Here is a 17,751-nt window from a genome sequence, read left to right on the forward strand (position 1 = left end):
TGACGCTCCACCCCCAACCCACTAACCTTCGCCGCTTGTTCCAGGTGCTCCGTGGCGCGTGCGTCGACAGAGTGAAACAGGGAAGCCGGTGAGTGAGCGCACTTGTACACAGTGCTGCCGCGATCCCGGCGCTGCCCCCGCAACGGTAAATGAGTCAACACGGTGCTGTTTGCCACTGTATCGCCCGCGATATGGGAAGGCGCGCCGCCGGCTTGCCTGCGCTTGATACGTGCAGGCGCCACTCATGAGTCCGGAGACCGGCCTTGAACATTCAACAGCATCACGGTGGGCGATGCTTGGCTGTCTGTATGTGCTTGTTCCTGCCCGCCGTTTTTGTCCAGCCCCAACGGAGAGCTGCCATGACCGATTCCCCCGAACGCGACGAGCGCCATCTGGCGCGCATGCTGCGCAAAAAAGCCTTGATCGACGAGCGCATCGCCAACTCGCCGAATGAGTGCGGCCTGCTGCTGGTGCTCACCGGCAACGGCAAAGGTAAGAGCAGCTCGGCCTTCGGCATGCTGGCCCGTGCCATGGGCCACGGCATGCAGTGCGGTGTGGTGCAGTTCATCAAGGGCCGTTTCAGCACCGGTGAAGAGATGTTCTTCCGCCGCTTCCCCGAGCAGGTGCGCTTTCACGTGATGGGTGAAGGTTTCACCTGGGAAACTCAGGACCGCCAGCGCGACATCGCCGCCGCCGAAGCCGCTTGGGCGGTATCGCGGGCAATGCTGCAGGACCCCTCCATCGGCCTGGTGGTGCTGGATGAATTGAACATTGCCCTCAAGCACGGCTACCTCAACCTTGACCAGGTCCTCAGCGACCTGCAGGCCCGCCCGCCGATGCAGCACGTGGTGGTCACCGGCCGTGGCGCCAAGCCCGAGCTGATTGAAATGGGCGACACCGTCACCGAAATGGGCATGCTCAAGCACGCATTCCAGGCCGGCATCAAGGCTCAGAAGGGCGTCGAACTTTGAATCAGCCCCGTCATTGCCCGGCCGTTCTGATTGCCGCACCGGCGTCCGGCCAGGGCAAAACCACCGTGACCGCCGCCCTGGCCCGGCTGCACCGCAACCTGGGGCGCAAGGTGCGCGTATTCAAGTGCGGCCCGGACTTCCTCGACCCGATGATCCACGAGCGCGCCAGTGGTGCGCCGGTGTATCAGTTGGACATGTGGATGGTGGGCGAGCAGGAAAGTCGCCGCCTGTTGTGGGAAGCGGCGGGCGAGGCCGACCTTATTCTGATCGAAGGCGTCATGGGCCTGTTCGACGGCACGCCCTCCAGCGCCGACCTGGCGCGACATTTCGGTGTGCCGGTGCTCGGCGTGATCGACGGCACCGCCATGGCCCAGACCTTCGGCGCACTGGCCCTGGGCCTGGCGCGCTATCAGCCGGACCTGCCGTTCGCCGGCGTGCTGGCCAACCGGGTCGGCACCCTGCGTCATGCGCAGTTGCTCGAAGGCAGCCTCACCGAAGGCCTGCGCTGGTACGGCGCGCTGTCCCGCGAGACTGGAATCGAACTGCCCAGCCGTCACCTCGGCCTGGTGCAGGCCAGCGAGCTCAATGACCTCGATGCGCGCCTGGACGCCGCCGCCCAGGCCCTGGGCAGCAGTTGCGAAGTGGCGGTGCCGCCACCGGTGACCTTTGCCGTGCCCGAGGTGATCGCGGCCGAGCCGTTGCTCGCCGGCGTGCGCATTGCCATCGCCCGGGACGAAGCGTTTGCCTTCACCTATGGCGCCAGCCTGGACCTGTTGCGGGCGATGGGCGCCGAGCTGAGGTTCTTCTCACCGCTTCACGATAGTCAGTTGCCTGAGGCCGACAGCCTGTACCTGCCCGGTGGTTACCCGGAGCTGCATCACCAGGCGCTGTCGGAAAATACCTCGATGCTCGCAGCCATTCGTGCCCATCACGCGGCGAGTAAACCCTTGCTCGCCGAGTGTGGCGGCATGTTGTATCTGCTCGACTCGCTCACCGACGTTGACGGCATCCGCGTCGAACTGGTGGGCCTGTTGCGGGGCGACGCGGTGATGCAGAAGAAACTGGCGGCGCTGGCGCTGCAGAGTGTCGAGCTGCCGGAGGGCACGTTGCGCGGGCACACCTATCACCATTCGCTGACCAGCACCGAATGGGATCCGATCGCCCGTGGCCTGAGCCCCAATGGCGGGCGCGGTGCCGAGGCGGTGTATCGGCAGGGCCGGATGACCGCTTCCTATGTGCACTTTTATTTCCCGTCGAATCCGGCGGCGGTGGCCGCGCTTTTTGCGCCGGATCTCAAGACCGCTGTCGCAGGCAATCCAGCGCCCACATTGATAGCGTTTACAGATCAAACGGTAGGGCCATGACCGACCACGCATTCCCCCTGGCCGAGCGCGACGCCGTCTACCGCGCCATCGCCGAACGCCGCGACATGCGCCACTTCAGCGGTGGCACGGTCGCCCCCGAATTACTGCAGCGCCTGCTCCAGGCCGCACATCAGGCCCCCAGCGTGGGCCTGATGCAGCCCTGGCGCTTTATCCGCATCAGCGACCGCTCGTTGCGCGGGCGGATCCAGCACCTGGTGGAAGACGAACGCGTGCGCACCGCTCAGGCCCTGGGGGAGTGTTCCGACCAGTTCATGAAGCTCAAGGTCGAAGGCATCCACGACTGCGCCGAAGTGCTGGTGGCAGCGCTGATGGATGACCGTGAACGGCATATTTTCGGCCGTCGCACCTTGCCCGAAATGGACATGGCCTCGCTGTCCTGCGCAATCCAGAACCTGTGGCTGGCCGCGCGGGTGGAAGGGCTGGGCATGGGCTGGGTGTCGTTGTTCGAACCCCAGGCCCTGGCCGACCTGCTGGGCTTGCCGCCAGGTGCCAAGCCCCTGGCCGTATTGTGCCTGGGCCCTGTCGCCGAATTTTATCCGGCGCCAATGCTGCAGCTCGAGGGCTGGCGCGAGCCACAGCCGTTGAGTGAGATGCTGTATGAAAATGCGTGGGGAGTGAGTCAATGAGTGTGGCCTTGCTGTGCGTCGCTGCCGTGGCGCTGGACGCGCTGCTGGGTGAGCCCAGGCGCTGGCATCCGCTGGTGGCATTCGGCAACTTTGCCGGGCGCATCGAGCAACGCTTCAACAGCGGTGGGCGCGGCTGGCGCAGCCATGGGGTCACCGCCTGGGTCATCGCGGTGGTGCCGTTGACCCTGCTGGCCACCGCCTTGTCATGGGCGCCTTATATTGGCTGGACGCTGGAGATCCTCGCGTTGTACTGCGCCCTGGGCATGCGCAGCCTGGGTGAGCATGTGATACCGGTGGCCCAGGCCCTGCGCAGCGATGACCTGGTTGAGGCGCGCACGCGGGTGAGTTACCTGGTCAGCCGCGAGACCGCCGAACTGGACGCCACCGACGTCGCCCGCGCTGCCACCGAGTCGGTGCTGGAAAACGGCAGCGACGCAGTATTTGCCGCACTGTTCTGGTTTGTGGTCGCCGGCGTGCCGGGCGTGGTGCTCTATCGTCTGAGCAATACGCTGGACGCGATGTGGGGCTACCGCACCGAACGCTTCGAGCGCTTCGGCTGGGCAGCGGCCAGAATTGACGATGTGCTCAACTATATTCCTGCGCGGCTGGTGGCCTTGACCTACGCCGTGCTGGGCAAGACCCGCCTGGCGCTCAAGTGCTGGCGTACCCAGGGTCCGACCTGGGACAGCCCCAACGCCGGGCCAGTGATGGCGGCCGGCGCGGGCGCGCTGGGCGTGGCGCTGGGTGGTGCGGCGATCTATCACGGCGAGCTGCATCAGCGTCCACCGCTGGGCGAAGGCCCGGCGGCGGATGCCGATGCCATCGAGCGGGGCTGGCAACTGGTACAGCGCGGCGTATGGCTGTGGCTGCTGATTCTGTGCGCGGGGGCGCAATTTTATGCTTGAACACGGCGGACGCCTGCGCAAGGCGGCAATCCAGTACGGCATTGCCGAAGACCAGTGGCTCGACCTGTCCAGTGGTCTGGCGCCGTGGCCCTGGCCGATTCCCGAGATCCCGTTGCGCGCCTGGGCGCGTCTGCCGGAAACCGACGATGGCCTGGAGTTGGCCGCCAGCGAATATTACGGCGCGGCGCATGTATTGCCGGTGGCCGGTTCGCAGGCGGCCATCCAGTTGCTGCCGCGCCTGCGTCGTTCCGGCAAGGTCGGCGTACTGTCGCCGTGCTACGCCGAACACGCCGAAGCCTGGCGTCGCGCCGGGTATGTGGTGCGCGAAGTACAGGAGCAGGAAGTCGACTTCTTTCTCGACAGCCTCGATGTGCTGGTAGTGGTTAACCCGAACAACCCCACGGGGTTGAGCCTGAGCCCGCAACGCCTGCTCGCCTGGCACGCCCGCCTGGCGCAGCGCGGAGGCTGGCTGGTGGTGGACGAAGCCTTCATGGACGTCACCCCGCACCTGAGCCTGGCGGGCCATGCCCATCAGGTCGGGCTGATCGTGCTGCGCTCATTCGGCAAATTCTTTGGCCTGGCCGGTGTGCGGCTGGGCTTTGTCCTGGCCGAGCGGCGATTGCTCAAGTTGCTCGCCGAGCAGGTCGGCCCCTGGGCCGTCAGCGGGCCGACGCGTGTACTGGGTCAGGCCTGCTTGCGTGATACCGACGGGCACACGCGCCAGCGCGCGCGCTGTGTCGAGGCCGGGCAGCGTTTGTTTGCCTTGCTCGAGCGCCACGGCTTTCAGCCGCAGGGCGGCTGTGCCCTGTTCCAATGGTTGATCACGACACACGCCGAGCGGCTGCACGAATTCATGGCCCAGCGCGGCATCCTGCTGCGTCTGTTTGCGCACAACAGCAGCCTGCGCTTCGGCCTGCCCGACACCGAGGCCGACTGGCTGCGCCTCGATGCGGCACTGGTCGCTTACCGGGAGGCGGCATGAGTACGCTGATGGTGCAGGGCACCACCTCCGATGCCGGCAAAAGTACCCTGGTGACCGCGCTGTGCCGTTGGCTGGTGCGCCAGGGCGTGGCAGTGGCGCCGTTCAAACCGCAGAACATGGCCCTCAACAGCGCCGTGACCGCCGAAGGCGGCGAGATCGGCCGCGCCCAGGCGGTGCAGGCCCAAGCCGCCCGCCTGGCGCCCCACACCGACATGAACCCGGTGTTGCTCAAACCCAACAGCGATACCGGCTCGCAGGTCATCATCCACGGCCGTGCCGTCACCAGCATGAACGCGGTGGCCTACCACGATTACAAAGCCATCGCGATGCAGGCGGTGCTGGCCTCCCATGCGCGCCTGAGCGCAGCCTACCCGGTGGTGATGGTGGAAGGCGCGGGCTCGCCGGCAGAAATCAACCTGCGCGCCAACGACATCGCCAACATGGGTTTTGCCGAAGCGGTGGACTGCCCGGTGCTGCTGATCGCCGATATCAACCGTGGCGGCGTGTTTGCCCATCTGGTAGGCACCCTGGAATTGCTCTCGCCCAGCGAACAGGCGCGGGTCCGAGGTTTTATCATCAACCGCTTTCGCGGCGACATTGCGCTGCTGCAGCCGGGGCTCGATTGGCTTCAGGCACGCACCGGCAAACCGGTGGTGGGCGTGTTGCCCTATGTGATGGACCTGCACCTGGAAGCCGAGGACGGCATCGACCGGCGCCAGATCGACAAGGTCGCCCAGGTGCTCAGGGTGGTCGTGCCGGTATTGCCGCGCATCAGCAACCACACGGATTTCGACCCGTTACGCCTGCACCCCCAGGTGGATCTGCAGTTCGTGGGGCCGGGCCAGTCGATCCCGGCCGCCGACCTGATCATCCTGCCGGGCTCGAAAAGTGTGCGCAGTGATTTGGCGTATCTGCGCGCCAATGGCTGGGACAGCGCCGTGGCGCGGCATTTGCGCTATGGCGGCAAGCTGCTGGGGATTTGCGGTGGTTTGCAGATGCTGGGTGAGCAGGTGCATGACCCGCTTGGGCTGGAAGGGGCTGCAGGGTCCAGTGACGGGCTGGGACTGCTGGGGTTCAGCACCACGTTGGAAGAAGAGAAGCAGTTGCGCAATGTGCGTGGGCGGCTGTTTTTGGAAGACGCTGAGGTGAGTGGGTATGAGATTCATGCGGGGGTGACGTCGGGTGACGGTCTGACGCGTGCTGCGGTGCTGCTGGATGATGGGCGCACTGATGGCGCGCACAGTGCTGACGGGCAAATCCTTGGCACCTACTTGCACGGTTTGTTCGAAACCCCCGCCGCGTGCAGCGCCTTGCTGCGTTGGGCCGGGTTGCAGGATGTGCAGGAGGTGGATTACCACGCGCTGCGTGAGCGGGATATCGAGCGGTTGGCGGATTTGGTGGAGAACCATCTGGACACCGCGTTGTTGCGCAAACTGTGTGGAATCTGACGGTGTACGGACAGATTCCCTGTGGCAGCGGGCTTGCTCCCGATGGCGGTTTTTCGGTGTACATATCCGTTGTTGCGGTAACGGCGGCTTATGGTTCCGCTCTTACAGCGGGTCACTTTTGGAAGAGCCCAAAAGTAACCAAAAGGCTCTCGCCCCACCACTCGGCACCTCGCTCAGGCTCGGTGTGCCCGCACGCAGGCTTGAATCCGTGGGCCGCCGCAATGGGCCATCCCTGGCCCAGTGCGGCTAACCCGGCGTCCTGCCGGGTTGCCCACGGATTCAAACCTGCGTTCGGCCAGCGTGGTTTTACGGGGCGCCTGAGATCAAAATCAACAGCCAGATCAACAGCTGATGTGCGTTTCTGTGGGAGCGGGCTTGCCCGCGATGGCGGCCTTAGAGTCGATCACTATGTAATTGAAACGCCACGTTCCAAATATGGGAGGGGGCTTGCTCCCGATGGTGGTTTTTCGGTGTACATATCCGTTGTTGCGGTAACGGCGGCTTATGGTTCCGCTCTCACAGCGGGTCACTTTTGGAAGAACCCAAAAGTAACCAAAAGGCTCTCGCCCCACCACTCGGCACCTCGCTCAGGCTCGGTGTGCCCGCACGCAGGCTTGAATCCGTGGGCCGCCGCAATGGGCCATCCCTGGCCCAGTGCGGCTAACCCGGCGTCCTGCCGGGTTGCCCACGGATTCAAACCTGCGTTCGGCCAGCGTGGTTTTACGGGGCGCCTGAGATCAAAATCAACAGCCAGATCAACAGCTGATGTGCGTTTCTGTGGGAGCGGGCTTGCCCGCGATGGCGGCCTGAGAGTTGATCACTATGTAACTGAAGCGCCACGTTCCAAATGTGGGAGGGGGCTTGCTCCCGATGGCGGCCTGACAGTCACACAATTCAGCCAACCGAAGGTGCCATCCCATGCTTGAACTGATCCTCGGTGGCGCCCGCTCCGGCAAAAGCCGTCTCGCCGAAAAGCTTGCCAGCGACAGTGGCCTGTCGGTCACTTACATCGCCACCAGCCAACCGCTGGACGGTGAGATGAACGAGCGCGTTGCCCTGCATCGTCAAAGGCGCCCGGACCACTGGGGCCTGATCGAAGAGCCGATTGAGCTGGCGCGCGTGCTGCGGGAAAACGCAGCCCCCGGGCGGTGCCTGCTGGTGGACTGTCTGACCTTGTGGCTGACCAACCTGCTGATGCTCGAAGACCCCGCGCGTCTGGCGCTCGAGCGCGATCAATTGCTCGATACCCTGGCCTCGCTGCCGGGGCAGATTATTTTTGTCAGCAACGAGACCGGTCTGGGTGTCGTGCCGCTGGGCGAATTGACTCGCCGCTATGTGGATGAAGCCGGTTGGCTGCATCAAGCCCTGGCCGAGCGTTGTCAGCGTGTTGTCCTGACCGTCGCCGGCCTGCCTATGACTTTGAAAGGTACTGCGTTATGACTGACAACTGGTGGCTCAACCCATGTAAGGCGATTGACGCCCCGGCGTACGAACAAGCTCTGGCACGCCAGCAGCAATTGACCAAGCCGGCCGGTTCTCTTGGCCAGTTGGAAGCGCTGGCAGTGCAATTGGCGGGGTTGCAGGGACGGGTCAAACCGTCGGTGGATCGGCTGTGGATCGCGATTTTCGCCGGTGATCATGGCGTGGTCGCCGAAGGGGTATCGGCCTTTCCCCAGGAAGTGACCGGGCAGATGCTGCATAACTTTGTCAGCGGCGGCGCGGCCATCAGTGTGTTGGCGCGTCAGTTGGATGCGCAACTGGAGGTGGTCGACCTGGGCACTGTCACGCCCGCGTTGAGCCTGCCCGGCGTGCGTCATTTGAATCTCGGCGCGGGCACGACGAATTTCGTCAACGGCCCGGCGATGACGGCGGCCCAGGGCAAGCAAGCGCTGCAAGCCGGCCGCGACAGCGTGCTGCGCGCGCTGGAGAGCGGCGCGCAATTGTTTATCGGTGGCGAGATGGGCATCGGCAACACCACCGCCGCCAGTGCGCTGGCGTGTGCCTTGCTCGATTGCCCGGTGACAGACCTGACCGGACCGGGTACGGGTCTAGATGCCCAGGGCGTCAGCCACAAGGTGGCGGTTATCGAGCGCGCGCTGACGCTGCATGCCGGGCAACGCGGTGATGCGTTGCAAACGCTGTTCAATCTCGGCGGGTTTGAGATCGCGGCCCTGGTCGGCGCGTATCTGGCCTGTGCCCAGGAGGGCGTTGCGGTGCTGGTGGACGGGTTTATCTGCACCGTTGCGGCGCTGGTGGCTACGCGTCTTAGCCCGGCGTGCCGCGAATGGCTGCTGTTTGGCCATCGTGGCGCCGAGCCGGGGCATCGCCATGTGCTGCAAAGCCTCGACGCCCTGCCGTTGTTGGACCTTGGCCTGCGCCTGGGCGAGGGCAGTGGCGCCGCAACGGCGGTGCCGCTGTTGCGACTGGCCTGCGCACTGCACGGGCAGATGGCGACATTCGCCGAAGCGGCCGTGGCGGATCGTCCCGCATGACCTTGCACCTGGACTTGCTGCGTCATGGTGAAACCGAATTGGGCGGCGGCCTGCGCGGCAGCCTGGATGACGCGCTCACCGCCAACGGCTGGGCGCAGATGCGCGCCGCTGTGGTCGAGCAAGGGCCCTGGGACCGGGTGATCAGCTCTCCGCTGCAACGTTGTGCGCGTTTTGCCGAGGAGTTGGGCACACGTCTCAACTTGCCGGTGAGCCTGGAAAGAGACCTGCAGGAGCTGCATTTCGGCGCCTGGGAAGGACAGAGCGCGGCGGCATTGATGCAAACCGATGCCGAAGGCCTGGGCCTGTTCTGGGCTGATCCTTATAGCTTTACGCCGCCCGAGGGAGAGCTGGTCAGCGATTTTTCCGACCGGGTACTTGGCGCCGTCTCACGTCTGCACCAGGCCTATGCCGGTGAGCGCGTGTTGTTGATCAGCCACGGCGGGGTCATGCGTTTGCTGCTGGCGCGCGCGCGCGGCCTGCCCCGTGAACAGTTGCTGAATGTCGAAGTCGGCCACGGTGGGCTGTTCAGCCTGCGGGTCGGCGCAGGCGGCGTATTGAAGGAAGGCGTCTGATCATGTTGCCGTTCTGGATCGCCCTGCAATTTCTGAGCAGCCTGCCGATTCGCTTGCCGGGCATGCCGCAACCCCGGGAACTGGGGCGGTCGTTGCTGTTTTATCCACTGGTGGGCGTGCTGTTCGGGCTGCTGCTGTGGGGGCTCAACAACGTGTTGATGGGCGCGCCGTTGTTGCTGCACGCCGCGCTGTTGTTGACCGCGTGGGTGCTGCTCAGTGGTGGGCTGCACCTGGACGGTCTGGCGGACAGTGCGGATGCCTGGCTAGGTGGCTTCGGCGACCGCGAGCGCACGCTCAGCATCATGAAAGACCCGCGCAGCGGGCCGATTGCCGTGGTGACCCTGGGCCTGGTGTTGCTGCTCAAGTTCGCGGCGCTGGTGGCCTTGATCGAACAGCACAACGGTGTGGCCTTGATCCTGGCGCCGCTGATCGGACGTGCCTCGATGTTGGCGCTGTTCCTCACCACGCGCTACGTGCGGGCAGGGGGATTGGGCCAGGCTTTGTCAGATTATTTACCGCGCGTGGTGGGCCAGCAGGTGCTGATTCTCAGCGGCCTGGCGTGCCTGCTGATCGGCGGTTTCAGCGGCGGCATCGCCGTGTTGCTGGCGGCACTGTGCTTTGTCGGCCTGCGCCGGCTGATGGTCAAGCGGCTCGGCGGCACCACCGGCGATACGGCCGGCGCCGTGCTGGAGCTGCTGGAAGTCGCAGTACTGGTCGGGCTGGCGTTGTAACACTTTCTTGCATTTGCTCAATCGCGGGTATATACACGCTCCATGCTTGCCTCTCAATGTTTATGCATCAACCTGCGTCGCGCCGCTCGTGGCGTCAGCAGGCACTACGACGGCGCCCTCGACGGCTTCGGCATCAACGTTGCCCAATATTCGCTGCTGTGCAACCTGCAGCGGTTGGATCAGCCGAGCATTTCCAGTTTGGCGGACGCCATGGGCCTTGATCGCAGCACGCTGGGGCGCAATCTGCGGGTGCTGGAATGCGAAGGCCTGGTGCAGTTGGTCGAGGGTAGCGACCTGCGAAATCGCCTGGTGATGTTGACCGAAGCCGGTGCAGAACGGCTGGCTGCCGCTTTGCCGGCGTGGGAAGCGGCGCAGCAGAAACTGATTGACCGACTGGGCGCCGACAAGCGCGAAACCCTGTTGGCCTTGCTGGATGAACTCGCCTGAAGGCGGGTGCGTTCGATGACAAGCGGGTATATACCCGCGAGCGGAGAATAAGAAATGAATTCGATGTGGCGCACCAGTGGCTGGGTGCTTGTTGGGAGTGCACTGATCCTGGCGTTGTCGTTGGGCGTGCGACACGGCTTTGGCCTGTTTTTGTCGCCAATGAGTGCCGAATTCGGCTGGGGTCGCGAGACTTTCGCCTTCGCCATTGCCCTTCAGAACTTGATCTGGGGCTTGGCGCAGCCGTTCACCGGGGCCCTGGCTGACCGTTTCGGTGCGACCAAAACCGTGTTTGTCGGTGGCGTTCTTTACGCCGTGGGCTTGGTGTTGATGGGCTTGTCCGATTCGGCGTGGTCACTGTCGGTGAGTGCCGGCCTGTTGATCGGCATCGGTCTGTCCGGCACGTCGTTTTCGGTGATTCTCGGTGTGGTAGGGCGCGCGGTGGCCCCGGAAAAACGCAGCATGGCCATGGGCATTGCCAGCGCCGCCGGGTCTTTTGGCCAATTCGCCATGGTGCCGGGCACCTTGGGGCTGATCAGCTGGCTGGGTTGGTCGGCCGCGCTATTGGCGCTGGGCTTGATGGTTGCGCTGATTCTGCCGCTGGTCAGCATGCTCAAGGACAAGCCGCTGCCGGTACTGGCCGGCCAGCAGACCCTGCGTGAAGCGTTGCGGGAAGCCTGCTCCCACTCCGGGTTCTGGTTGCTGGCGTTCGGCTTCTTTGTCTGCGGTTTCCAGGTGGTGTTCATTGGCGTGCATTTGCCCGCTTATCTGGTGGACCAGCATCTGCCGGCCACGGTGGGCACCACCGTGCTGGCGTTGATCGGCCTGTTCAATATCTTCGGCACCTACACCGCCGGCTGGCTCGGCGGGCGCATGTCCAAGCCGCGTCTGCTCACGGGGTTATACCTGTTGCGGGCGGTGGTGATTGGGTTGTTCCTGTGGGCACCGGTGACCCAGGTCAGCGCCTACGTGTTCGGCATGGCCATGGGGTTCCTGTGGTTGTCCACCGTGCCGCTGACCAACGGCACGGTCGCGACGCTGTTCGGTGTGCGAAACCTCTCCATGCTTGGTGGCATCGTGTTCCTGTTTCACCAGCTCGGCTCGTTCCTCGGCGGCTGGTTGGGCGGGGTGGTCTATGATCATACCGGCAACTACGATTTGATCTGGCAGGTGGCAATTGTGCTGAGCCTGATCGCTGCAGGCCTGAACTGGCCGGTGCGCGAGCGGCCGGTGGCGAGGCTGCAGGCACAGATGGAGGCAGCATGAGCGGGACAGCAAGGTCGTTGATGATTGTGGCCGGCATCATCCTGTTGCTGATGGCCTGGTGGGGCTGGCAACGTGGCGGATTGGCGTTGATGCAGCTGGGCATGTCGATCTGTTAAGTTCGGTCTCTGAATTTCTTCATAGGATATTTCGACATGCACATGCGCTGGCTTGCAGTTCCCGTATTGATGGCGGCTTTTGGCGGTGTGGCGATGGCGGCCGAATGCCCGCCGCTGCTCGAAGGGCAGTTGCCCAAGTTGCGTGCGAAAGAATCCATTGATCTGTGCCAGCGTTTTGCCGGCAAACCGTTGCTGATCGTCAACACCGCGAGCTTCTGCGGGTTCGCGCCGCAATTCAAAGGCCTTGAAGCCTTGTACCAACGTTACAAGGATCAAGGGCTGGAAGTGCTCGGCGTGCCGTCCGATGACTTCAAGCAGGAGGCCAAGACCGGCGAGGAGACCGCCAAGGTCTGCTATGTGAATTACGGCGTGACGTTCACCATGACCGAGCCGCAGCCGGTCAGGGGCGCGGACGCGGTGCACCTGTTCAAGGTGTTGGCGCAGCAGAGCAACGCGCCAAAATGGAATTTCTACAAGTACGTGGTGGACCGCCAGGGCAAGGTGATTGCCGACTTTTCCAGCCTCACCAAGCCCGACAGCCCGGAGCTGATCGAGGCGGTGGAAAAGGCAATCGCCTCCAAACCCTGATCGACGCCCATTGAAAAGCCCCGCCTCCCTTGCAGGAGAGCGGGGCTTTTTTATACCGCTGTGAATCAGAAGCGGTAGGTCATGCCCAGGCCGAAACCATTGGCACTGTTTTCATACTTGGCGTTGTAGCTGGCCAATTGGTTGGCGCGTGAAACCTTGACGTCCTCTTCCTTCAGGTAGGAGTAGGCGACGTCGACGGTCATGTTCGGCATCACTTCATAGCCCAGGCCCAGGCTGAAGATGGTGCGGTCGCCAGTCGGGATGCGCGGCGAGCGATCCGTGTTGTTGGTCGGCGACTGGTCGAACGTCAGGCCGGTACGCAGTACCACCTGTTTGGTCAGCTGGTACGAAGTACCCAGGGCGTAGGCCCAGGTATCGTGCCAGTTCTGGTCTTCCTTGATGGTGCTCACCAGGGCTGGTGCCAATGCACCGCCGGTAGCGCCGCTCACGCCTTTGTTTTCGACGGTGATGTCTTTCAGACGGCTCCAACGGGTCCAGCTGGCGCCCGCGTAGAGTTTCCAGGCATCAGTCAGGTCCTGGGTGACCGACAGGTCGTAGGACTCAGGGGTGTCGATCTTCAGCGACGCATCGTAGCGATTGCTGCGCAGGAACGGTGAGGTCGCGGTCGGTGCGGTGATTTCGGTGTGGCCATCAAGCTTGTAGCTGACCTTGGAGTGATAGGTCAGGCCGACACGGGTGGTATCGGTGGCTTGAACCAGCACGCCGACGTTGAAGCCCAGTGCGGTGTCGTCACCCTTGATCTTGATATTGGTGTCCGGCGCGGCAGGGTTGAGCGTCAGGTCCGATTCCAGGGTACCGGCGATGCGGTTGATGGTCGGGCCAAAACCTACGGAAACGCGATCATTGAAGGCGTAGCTGACGGTAGGCTGCAACGTGATGACTTTTACTTCGCTTTTGCTGCCAAAGCCACGGCCCTGGAAGCCGCTTTCGTAATCGGTCACCAGGCCGAACGGAGCATAAACGCCGAAGCCGACTGCCCATTGATCGTTGAGTTTATTGGTGTAGAAACCGAAAGGAACGCCAGTGAAAGGCACCATATCGCCTTTGTTGCTGCCGCGTGAGCGGCCACTTACGTCGCTGATATCGGTGGAGGCGTCGATGGCTGCAGCGCCACCGGTGACCTGTTGGCCTTGCAGGCGCGCCATGCCGGCAGGGTTGCCGTAGACAGTGCTTGCATCATCGGCAGAAGAGGAACGACCTGCGAAACCCGTACCCATCCCGCTGACGCTCTGTTCGTTCAGCGCAAAGCCGCTTGCGAACAGTTGGGAGGAGGCCATGGCAACGGCGAAGCTAAGTGTGGTCTTGAGCATTACTTTTTTCATTATTAGAACTCCGTGGTGATCACCGTTGCGGAAAGTATCAATAAATTTAACATCGCGCTATAGGCTGTAATGCAGGAGATAGAGCGGTTTTGTAGGACAATCCGACCATAATTCCCGTTATTTGACGCATCTTGCAAATTGCCCGGTGGGCGGACCTCATGATTCATGGGTGAAACACCGGTTTACCGGGCGTTTAGCAAAGTGCGCAGTGCGCGTTGCCCATGAAATATTTATTTTCAGATACGTGTCATCTGTCGAGCAGACTCGCTCACGCTTCAACCTGCGAGGAGGGTCGACGAAGCCCGAGCACAGAGGGCTTGGCAGCAATGGATCGAAGCTCAGGCTCGTCGAAAGCGGATCATGCCGCTCGAGTTGAAGTGTAGTGTGATATTCGTGATGTAAAAGGCTGTTTTTAAAACATCTTCTTTATTCAGTTATAACGGTTATATCTATTTGAGCTGAGGAATACATAGAGGAGTACAAATCGCGGACAATAAAAAACCCTGTTTTTCAGACAGGGTTTTTGTGTTTCAGCGACTCGGGTCGATCAGGCAACCAATGCCTGACGGGTACGCTCGATCACGGCCTGCAGCGGTTCTGCGCTGGAGTATTGATCGGGGTACAGGCGTTCGCTGTGACGCGCGATGCCGTGTTCGTTGACCAGCGTGAAGCTGAAGCAGCCTTTGCGGGCGGCCATGATCAGGCAGTTCATTGGGGCAAAAGCGTTGGTGAGGGTGCGGATGGCATCCTGAGTGTGGATTTGAGCGTTCATATTATGGGTGTTCCTACAAATGACACGGTTTAAGAACCGTGCAACGTTAAAACGTTCCAGTAACGTTGATCACCATTGATCAAACGAAGAACCTGACTGGAACAAAGCCGCCAGTTTGAAGCGCTGATAATTAAGGCGCGCTTGGGCTGGCAGGTAGGTACTTAGGAGGGCAGGCAACACAACAAGGGCAAAGGTTCTGGGCCCGAGGTGAAGATCCTGATCAATCTGCAGGGTGGTTCGGTCAGAGTATTTAAGCTTCGCGACACCCTTTGCTTGTTCAAAGGCTGTGTCGTCGCAAGCGATACCTGGAAACCATCTAGGTGGTCGATCCCGCGTTGTTCAGGGGATTTGTTCGACCAGAATTGACTTTCAGCTTGGTACTAACGCCGCGGATAGTAACGGATCGAAATCCCAAAAGAAAGTGTGTCGGCAAAAAAACTTCATTCAGCCGCCAAGCAGCCCGCGATAGACCAGCACCGTAATCGCTGCCGCCAATGAACAGCCCAGTGCGTAGGTGGCCAGGGTCAGTCGCAGTGATTGGCCTGTTTCGACCACCTTCATCACGTCCCCCATGTCGTTGATCCGGCCTTCACCCAGCTCAATGCACAGGCTCACCGCCGTAAACGCGGCAGACAGCAGGATAGCAATGGCGAACAGTGCGCCGTCGGGGGAGGGCAGCGCCGCATTGATGCCCAGGGATGTTGCGCAGATGGCCAATAACAACACGGCGAATAACAGCATTCCTTTCATGTATCCGTATACCGATGCGCTGCCAGGTGGGGCAGTGTGGCGACCGGAACGGCATTTGAAAAGTCCCGGCTTTGCACCTTCGGTAACATTTGCGCCGGTTGACGAATCAAAAAACCACACTCATATAGCCGGCTGATTGCCACTTGTGCACATTGGTTGCAGCGTGTGTCGCTCTTCCCCTGCTTGCGCTCCGAAGCCGCCATTTGCCTGCAATGAAAATTTAAGTCAATGAAAAACATCGCTTTTTTTTATTGGTGAAAAAATCGTCAGTTTGACTGCGGCCCCCGTTCCATGGGGCTTTGCGCAGGTTAAAGCACGGTTGTCCACTGAGTTATCCACAGCTTCTGTGGATTGTCCCAAGCGCTTGCTCTAGCACGGGCGTGCAGGTTTATTTCAGCTTTACCTGAACGAAAAAAAGAGTAGAGTGGCGCGCCTTCCGATCTGTCCCACAGTGCTTTATGAAGTTTCGCTCAGTATCATCTTCTGTTACCGATACCTCCCAGACTGTTACCGCGCCCAAGCGTTTTTCCCTTCAAGTCGCCTTGTGGCTGCTCGACAGCCCGCGCCTGGGGCACCACGCCAACGTCAAGCACTTTGCCGGGCGCTTGCTCAAACAGCCGGCCCGCGAAGGGGTGGTGGCCGCGCAGAGTCGCTTGGGTCAACTCATGTGCCGCGAATGCGGGAATGCCCGAGACCGGCGCATCGGCCACGACCTGCTGCGCCTGGCCGCTCGCGCCGGTGACCGCCGTGCCCTGCGCGAATTGGGCCAGGTCGAAGACTGAGCTGTCCTCCTGCCCTGCGCTTGGTTAACCTTGGTCTTTTTCGGTGACGGCAAACATGGTTATGGCTTTTGACTGGACCAGCCTCGCGCTGGGCCTTGCAGGCGCGGCGGTGCCGTTATTGGCGCTGTGCTGGCAGCTTCAGCGGCGCCTGACCGCGCGCACCACAGGCTGGGAACTGCTCGAAGAACGACTTGCCATCGCGCAACTGGCCCAGGAAGGGCTTGCCGCCCAGTTGGACGCCGGCCGCGATGAGATCAGCGACCTGAGCCATGCCAATGCGGCCAAGCAGGCTGATCTCGCGGCCTTGCGGCGTGAGGTCGAACTGCTGCAGATCGACCGCGACAATGCGCGCGATGCCGCCCACGGCTGGAACCTTGAGCGCAGCGCCAAGGAAACCGAACTGCGCCGCCTGGACGCTCTGGCGGCCGCGTTGCGCGCCGAGCTGCGCGAGCAGCAGGACAGCCACCAGCAACGCCTCACCGACCTGCAAGGTTCACGGGATGAACTGCGTGCGCAATTCGCTGAGCTGGCGGGGAAAATCTTCGATGAGCGCGAGCAGCGCTTCGCCGAAACCAGCCAGGAACGCCTCGGCCAGTTGCTCGATCCGCTCAAGGAGCGCATCCAGTCCTTCGAAAAACGCGTCGAAGAAAGCTATCAGAATGAAGCCCGTGAACGTTTCTCCCTGGCCAAGGAGCTTGAACGCCTGCAGCAACTGAACCTGCGCCTGTCGGACGAAGCCACCAACCTGACCCGCGCCCTCAAGGGCCAGAAAACCCAGGGCAACTGGGGCGAGTTGATTCTTGAACGGGTGCTGGAACATGCCGGCCTGGAGAAGGGCCGCGAGTACCAGACACAGGTCAGCCTCAAAGGCCCGGACGGTGAGCGCTTCCAGCCCGATGTGCTGATCATGTTGCCCGGTGACAAGCAGGTGGTGGTCGACTCCAAAGTCAGCCTGACCGCCTATCAGCAGTACGTGGCGGCGGATGACGAGGGGATCGGCCAGGCCGCGCTGAAGCAGCACGTGCTGTCCCTGCGCAATCACGTCAAAGGCTTGGCCGGCAAGGATTACAAGCGTCTGGAAGGCTTGCACAGTCTGGATTTCGTGCTGCTCTTCGTCCCCATCGAGGCGGCTTTTTCGGCGGCTTTGCAGGCCGAACCCAACCTGTTCCAGGAAGCGTTCGACCGCCATATCGTGATCGTCAGCCCCACCACGTTGCTCGCCACCTTGCGCGTGATCGACAGCCTGTGGAAGCAGGAGCGTCAAAGCCAGAACGCGCGGGAGATCGCCGAACGCGCCGGTTGGCTGTACGACAAGTTCGTGTTGTTTATTCAAGACCTGGATGAAGTGGGCAACCGTCTGCAGCAGTTGGATAAGGCTTACAGCGCAGCGCGCAACAAGCTTACTGATGGACGCGGAAACCTGGTCAGCCGCACCGAGCAGTTAAGGCTGCTCGGCGCCCGCGCCAGCAAAAGCCTGCCGGCCGATTTGCTCGAACGCGCAATGACCGACGCCGACGGCGTGGCGCACCTTCCTGAATAAAAACGCAGCCCCCTCCACATGTTGACCGAGTGAAGCGG

The 17,751-nt window shown here is 62.2% G+C and carries 18 protein-coding genes and 1 riboswitch; of the genes, 15 read left to right on the forward strand and 3 right to left on the reverse strand.

Translation table 11 applies throughout. The features are described 5' to 3' along the window. Positions 1-25: 25 nt before the first annotated feature. Positions 26-280: riboswitch (cobalamin riboswitch) on the forward strand. A gap of 79 nt (positions 281-359) precedes the next feature. The 13 genes from cobO to TU75_RS09845 all read left to right on the forward strand — a co-directional run bounded on the left by cobO (position 360) and on the right by TU75_RS09845 (position 12,526). Further along, positions 360-971, forward strand: a complete 612-nt coding sequence (gene cobO, locus TU75_RS09785) for a cob(I)yrinic acid a,c-diamide adenosyltransferase (protein ID WP_060548807.1) — start codon at positions 360-362, stop codon at positions 969-971. Beyond that, positions 968-2,335 (forward strand): cobyrinic acid a,c-diamide synthase CobB, encoded by a 1,368-nt coding sequence (locus TU75_RS09790; protein ID WP_060548808.1) that lies wholly within the window; start codon positions 968-970, stop codon positions 2,333-2,335. The genes cobO and TU75_RS09790 overlap by 4 nt, the downstream gene beginning before the upstream one ends. After that, positions 2,332-2,982: a 5,6-dimethylbenzimidazole synthase gene (gene bluB, locus TU75_RS09795; protein ID WP_060548809.1), complete on the forward strand. Its 651-nt coding sequence runs from the start codon at positions 2,332-2,334 to the stop codon at positions 2,980-2,982. Before TU75_RS09790 ends, bluB begins: the two co-directional genes overlap by 4 nt. Continuing rightward, positions 2,979-3,887 (forward strand): adenosylcobinamide-phosphate synthase CbiB, encoded by a 909-nt coding sequence (gene cbiB, locus TU75_RS09800; protein ID WP_003238813.1) that lies wholly within the window; start codon positions 2,979-2,981, stop codon positions 3,885-3,887. Before bluB ends, cbiB begins: the two co-directional genes overlap by 4 nt. Beyond that, on the forward strand, positions 3,880-4,869 hold the full coding sequence (gene cobD / locus TU75_RS09805; RefSeq protein WP_060548810.1) for a threonine-phosphate decarboxylase CobD: 990 nt from the start codon (positions 3,880-3,882) through the stop codon (positions 4,867-4,869). The genes cbiB and cobD overlap by 8 nt, the downstream gene beginning before the upstream one ends. Next, on the forward strand, positions 4,866-6,317 hold the full coding sequence (locus TU75_RS09810) for a cobyric acid synthase (RefSeq protein WP_060548811.1): 1,452 nt from the start codon (positions 4,866-4,868) through the stop codon (positions 6,315-6,317). Before cobD ends, TU75_RS09810 begins: the two co-directional genes overlap by 4 nt. 918 nt (positions 6,318-7,235) lie before the next feature. Next, positions 7,236-7,757 carry a bifunctional adenosylcobinamide kinase/adenosylcobinamide-phosphate guanylyltransferase gene (gene cobU / locus TU75_RS09815; protein WP_015372609.1) on the forward strand — a complete coding sequence of 174 codons (522 nt, stop codon included), beginning with the start codon at positions 7,236-7,238 and terminating at the stop codon, positions 7,755-7,757. Then, complete coding sequence (gene cobT / locus TU75_RS09820; protein WP_060548812.1) at positions 7,754-8,809, forward strand: nicotinate-nucleotide--dimethylbenzimidazole phosphoribosyltransferase; 1,056 nt, start codon at positions 7,754-7,756, stop codon at positions 8,807-8,809. The genes cobU and cobT overlap by 4 nt, the downstream gene beginning before the upstream one ends. Further along, a complete protein-coding gene (gene cobC, locus TU75_RS09825) occupies positions 8,806-9,381 on the forward strand; it encodes an alpha-ribazole phosphatase family protein (protein WP_003238804.1) in 576 nt (191 codons plus the stop codon). Before cobT ends, cobC begins: the two co-directional genes overlap by 4 nt. A 2-nt stretch (positions 9,382-9,383) precedes the next feature. After that, a complete protein-coding gene (locus tag TU75_RS09830; RefSeq protein ID WP_060548813.1) occupies positions 9,384-10,112 on the forward strand; it encodes an adenosylcobinamide-GDP ribazoletransferase in 729 nt (242 codons plus the stop codon). A 42-nt stretch (positions 10,113-10,154) separates the two neighbouring features. Beyond that, positions 10,155-10,559, forward strand: a complete 405-nt coding sequence (locus tag TU75_RS09835; RefSeq protein ID WP_003238800.1) for a MarR family winged helix-turn-helix transcriptional regulator — start codon at positions 10,155-10,157, stop codon at positions 10,557-10,559. A gap of 54 nt (positions 10,560-10,613) precedes the next feature. Beyond that, positions 10,614-11,822: an MFS transporter gene (locus tag TU75_RS09840; RefSeq protein ID WP_060548814.1), complete on the forward strand. Its 1,209-nt coding sequence runs from the start codon at positions 10,614-10,616 to the stop codon at positions 11,820-11,822. Between the two features lie 152 nt (positions 11,823-11,974). Continuing rightward, positions 11,975-12,526 carry a glutathione peroxidase gene (locus TU75_RS09845; RefSeq protein ID WP_015372605.1) on the forward strand — a complete coding sequence of 184 codons (552 nt, stop codon included), beginning with the start codon at positions 11,975-11,977 and terminating at the stop codon, positions 12,524-12,526. A 65-nt stretch (positions 12,527-12,591) separates the two neighbouring features. Here the strand turns inward: TU75_RS09845 and TU75_RS09850 are convergent, their stop codons facing one another. The 3 genes from TU75_RS09850 to TU75_RS09860 all read right to left on the reverse strand — a co-directional run bounded on the left by TU75_RS09850 (position 12,592) and on the right by TU75_RS09860 (position 15,391). Continuing rightward, positions 12,592-13,869 (reverse strand): OmpP1/FadL family transporter, encoded by a 1,278-nt coding sequence (locus TU75_RS09850; protein ID WP_003238791.1) that lies wholly within the window; start codon positions 13,867-13,869, stop codon positions 12,592-12,594. A 547-nt stretch (positions 13,870-14,416) separates the two neighbouring features. Beyond that, positions 14,417-14,641 carry a hypothetical protein gene (locus tag TU75_RS09855; RefSeq protein ID WP_003175353.1) on the reverse strand — a complete coding sequence of 75 codons (225 nt, stop codon included), beginning with the start codon at positions 14,639-14,641 and terminating at the stop codon, positions 14,417-14,419. A 444-nt stretch (positions 14,642-15,085) separates the two neighbouring features. Beyond that, complete coding sequence (locus tag TU75_RS09860; RefSeq protein WP_032871631.1) at positions 15,086-15,391, reverse strand: hypothetical protein; 306 nt, start codon at positions 15,389-15,391, stop codon at positions 15,086-15,088. A 458-nt stretch (positions 15,392-15,849) separates the two neighbouring features. Here TU75_RS09860 and TU75_RS09865 point away from each other — a divergent pair, with 458 nt between their 5' ends. Further along, complete coding sequence (locus tag TU75_RS09865; RefSeq protein ID WP_060548815.1) at positions 15,850-16,173, forward strand: SEL1-like repeat protein; 324 nt, start codon at positions 15,850-15,852, stop codon at positions 16,171-16,173. A 175-nt stretch (positions 16,174-16,348) separates the two neighbouring features. After that, positions 16,349-17,713 carry a DNA recombination protein RmuC gene (locus TU75_RS09870; protein ID WP_173664774.1) on the forward strand — a complete coding sequence of 455 codons (1,365 nt, stop codon included), beginning with the start codon at positions 16,349-16,351 and terminating at the stop codon, positions 17,711-17,713. Positions 17,714-17,751: the final 38 nt, after the last annotated feature.

Origin of the sequence: Pseudomonas poae (assembly GCF_001439785.1) — a bacterium.
Classification (GTDB): Bacteria; Pseudomonadota; Gammaproteobacteria; order Pseudomonadales; family Pseudomonadaceae; genus Aquipseudomonas; species Aquipseudomonas poae.

Excerpts from the sequence above, each read along its gene's own strand:
- cbiB (WP_003238813.1), top strand. The coding sequence starts at position 2,979 with ATGAGTGTGGCCTTGCTGTGCGTCGCTGCCGTGGCGCTGGACGCGCTG.
- cobC (WP_003238804.1), top strand. The coding sequence starts at position 8,806 with ATGACCTTGCACCTGGACTTGCTGCGTCATGGTGAAACCGAATTGGGC.
- cobD (WP_060548810.1), top strand. The coding sequence starts at position 3,880 with ATGCTTGAACACGGCGGACGCCTGCGCAAGGCGGCAATCCAGTACGGC.
- cobU (WP_015372609.1), top strand. The coding sequence starts at position 7,236 with ATGCTTGAACTGATCCTCGGTGGCGCCCGCTCCGGCAAAAGCCGTCTC.
- cobT (WP_060548812.1), top strand. The coding sequence starts at position 7,754 with ATGACTGACAACTGGTGGCTCAACCCATGTAAGGCGATTGACGCCCCG.
- TU75_RS09850 (WP_003238791.1), bottom strand. The coding sequence starts at position 13,869 with ATGAAAAAAGTAATGCTCAAGACCACACTTAGCTTCGCCGTTGCCATG.
- TU75_RS09845 (WP_015372605.1), top strand. The coding sequence starts at position 11,975 with ATGCACATGCGCTGGCTTGCAGTTCCCGTATTGATGGCGGCTTTTGGC.
- TU75_RS09835 (WP_003238800.1), top strand. The coding sequence starts at position 10,155 with ATGCTTGCCTCTCAATGTTTATGCATCAACCTGCGTCGCGCCGCTCGT.
- TU75_RS09830 (WP_060548813.1), top strand. The coding sequence starts at position 9,384 with ATGTTGCCGTTCTGGATCGCCCTGCAATTTCTGAGCAGCCTGCCGATT.
- TU75_RS09865 (WP_060548815.1), top strand. The coding sequence starts at position 15,850 with ATGAAGTTTCGCTCAGTATCATCTTCTGTTACCGATACCTCCCAGACT.
- bluB (WP_060548809.1), top strand. The coding sequence starts at position 2,332 with ATGACCGACCACGCATTCCCCCTGGCCGAGCGCGACGCCGTCTACCGC.
- TU75_RS09855 (WP_003175353.1), bottom strand. The coding sequence starts at position 14,641 with ATGAACGCTCAAATCCACACTCAGGATGCCATCCGCACCCTCACCAAC.
- TU75_RS09840 (WP_060548814.1), top strand. The coding sequence starts at position 10,614 with ATGAATTCGATGTGGCGCACCAGTGGCTGGGTGCTTGTTGGGAGTGCA.
- TU75_RS09860 (WP_032871631.1), bottom strand. The coding sequence starts at position 15,391 with ATGAAAGGAATGCTGTTATTCGCCGTGTTGTTATTGGCCATCTGCGCA.
- TU75_RS09810 (WP_060548811.1), top strand. The coding sequence starts at position 4,866 with ATGAGTACGCTGATGGTGCAGGGCACCACCTCCGATGCCGGCAAAAGT.
- cobO (WP_060548807.1), top strand. The coding sequence starts at position 360 with ATGACCGATTCCCCCGAACGCGACGAGCGCCATCTGGCGCGCATGCTG.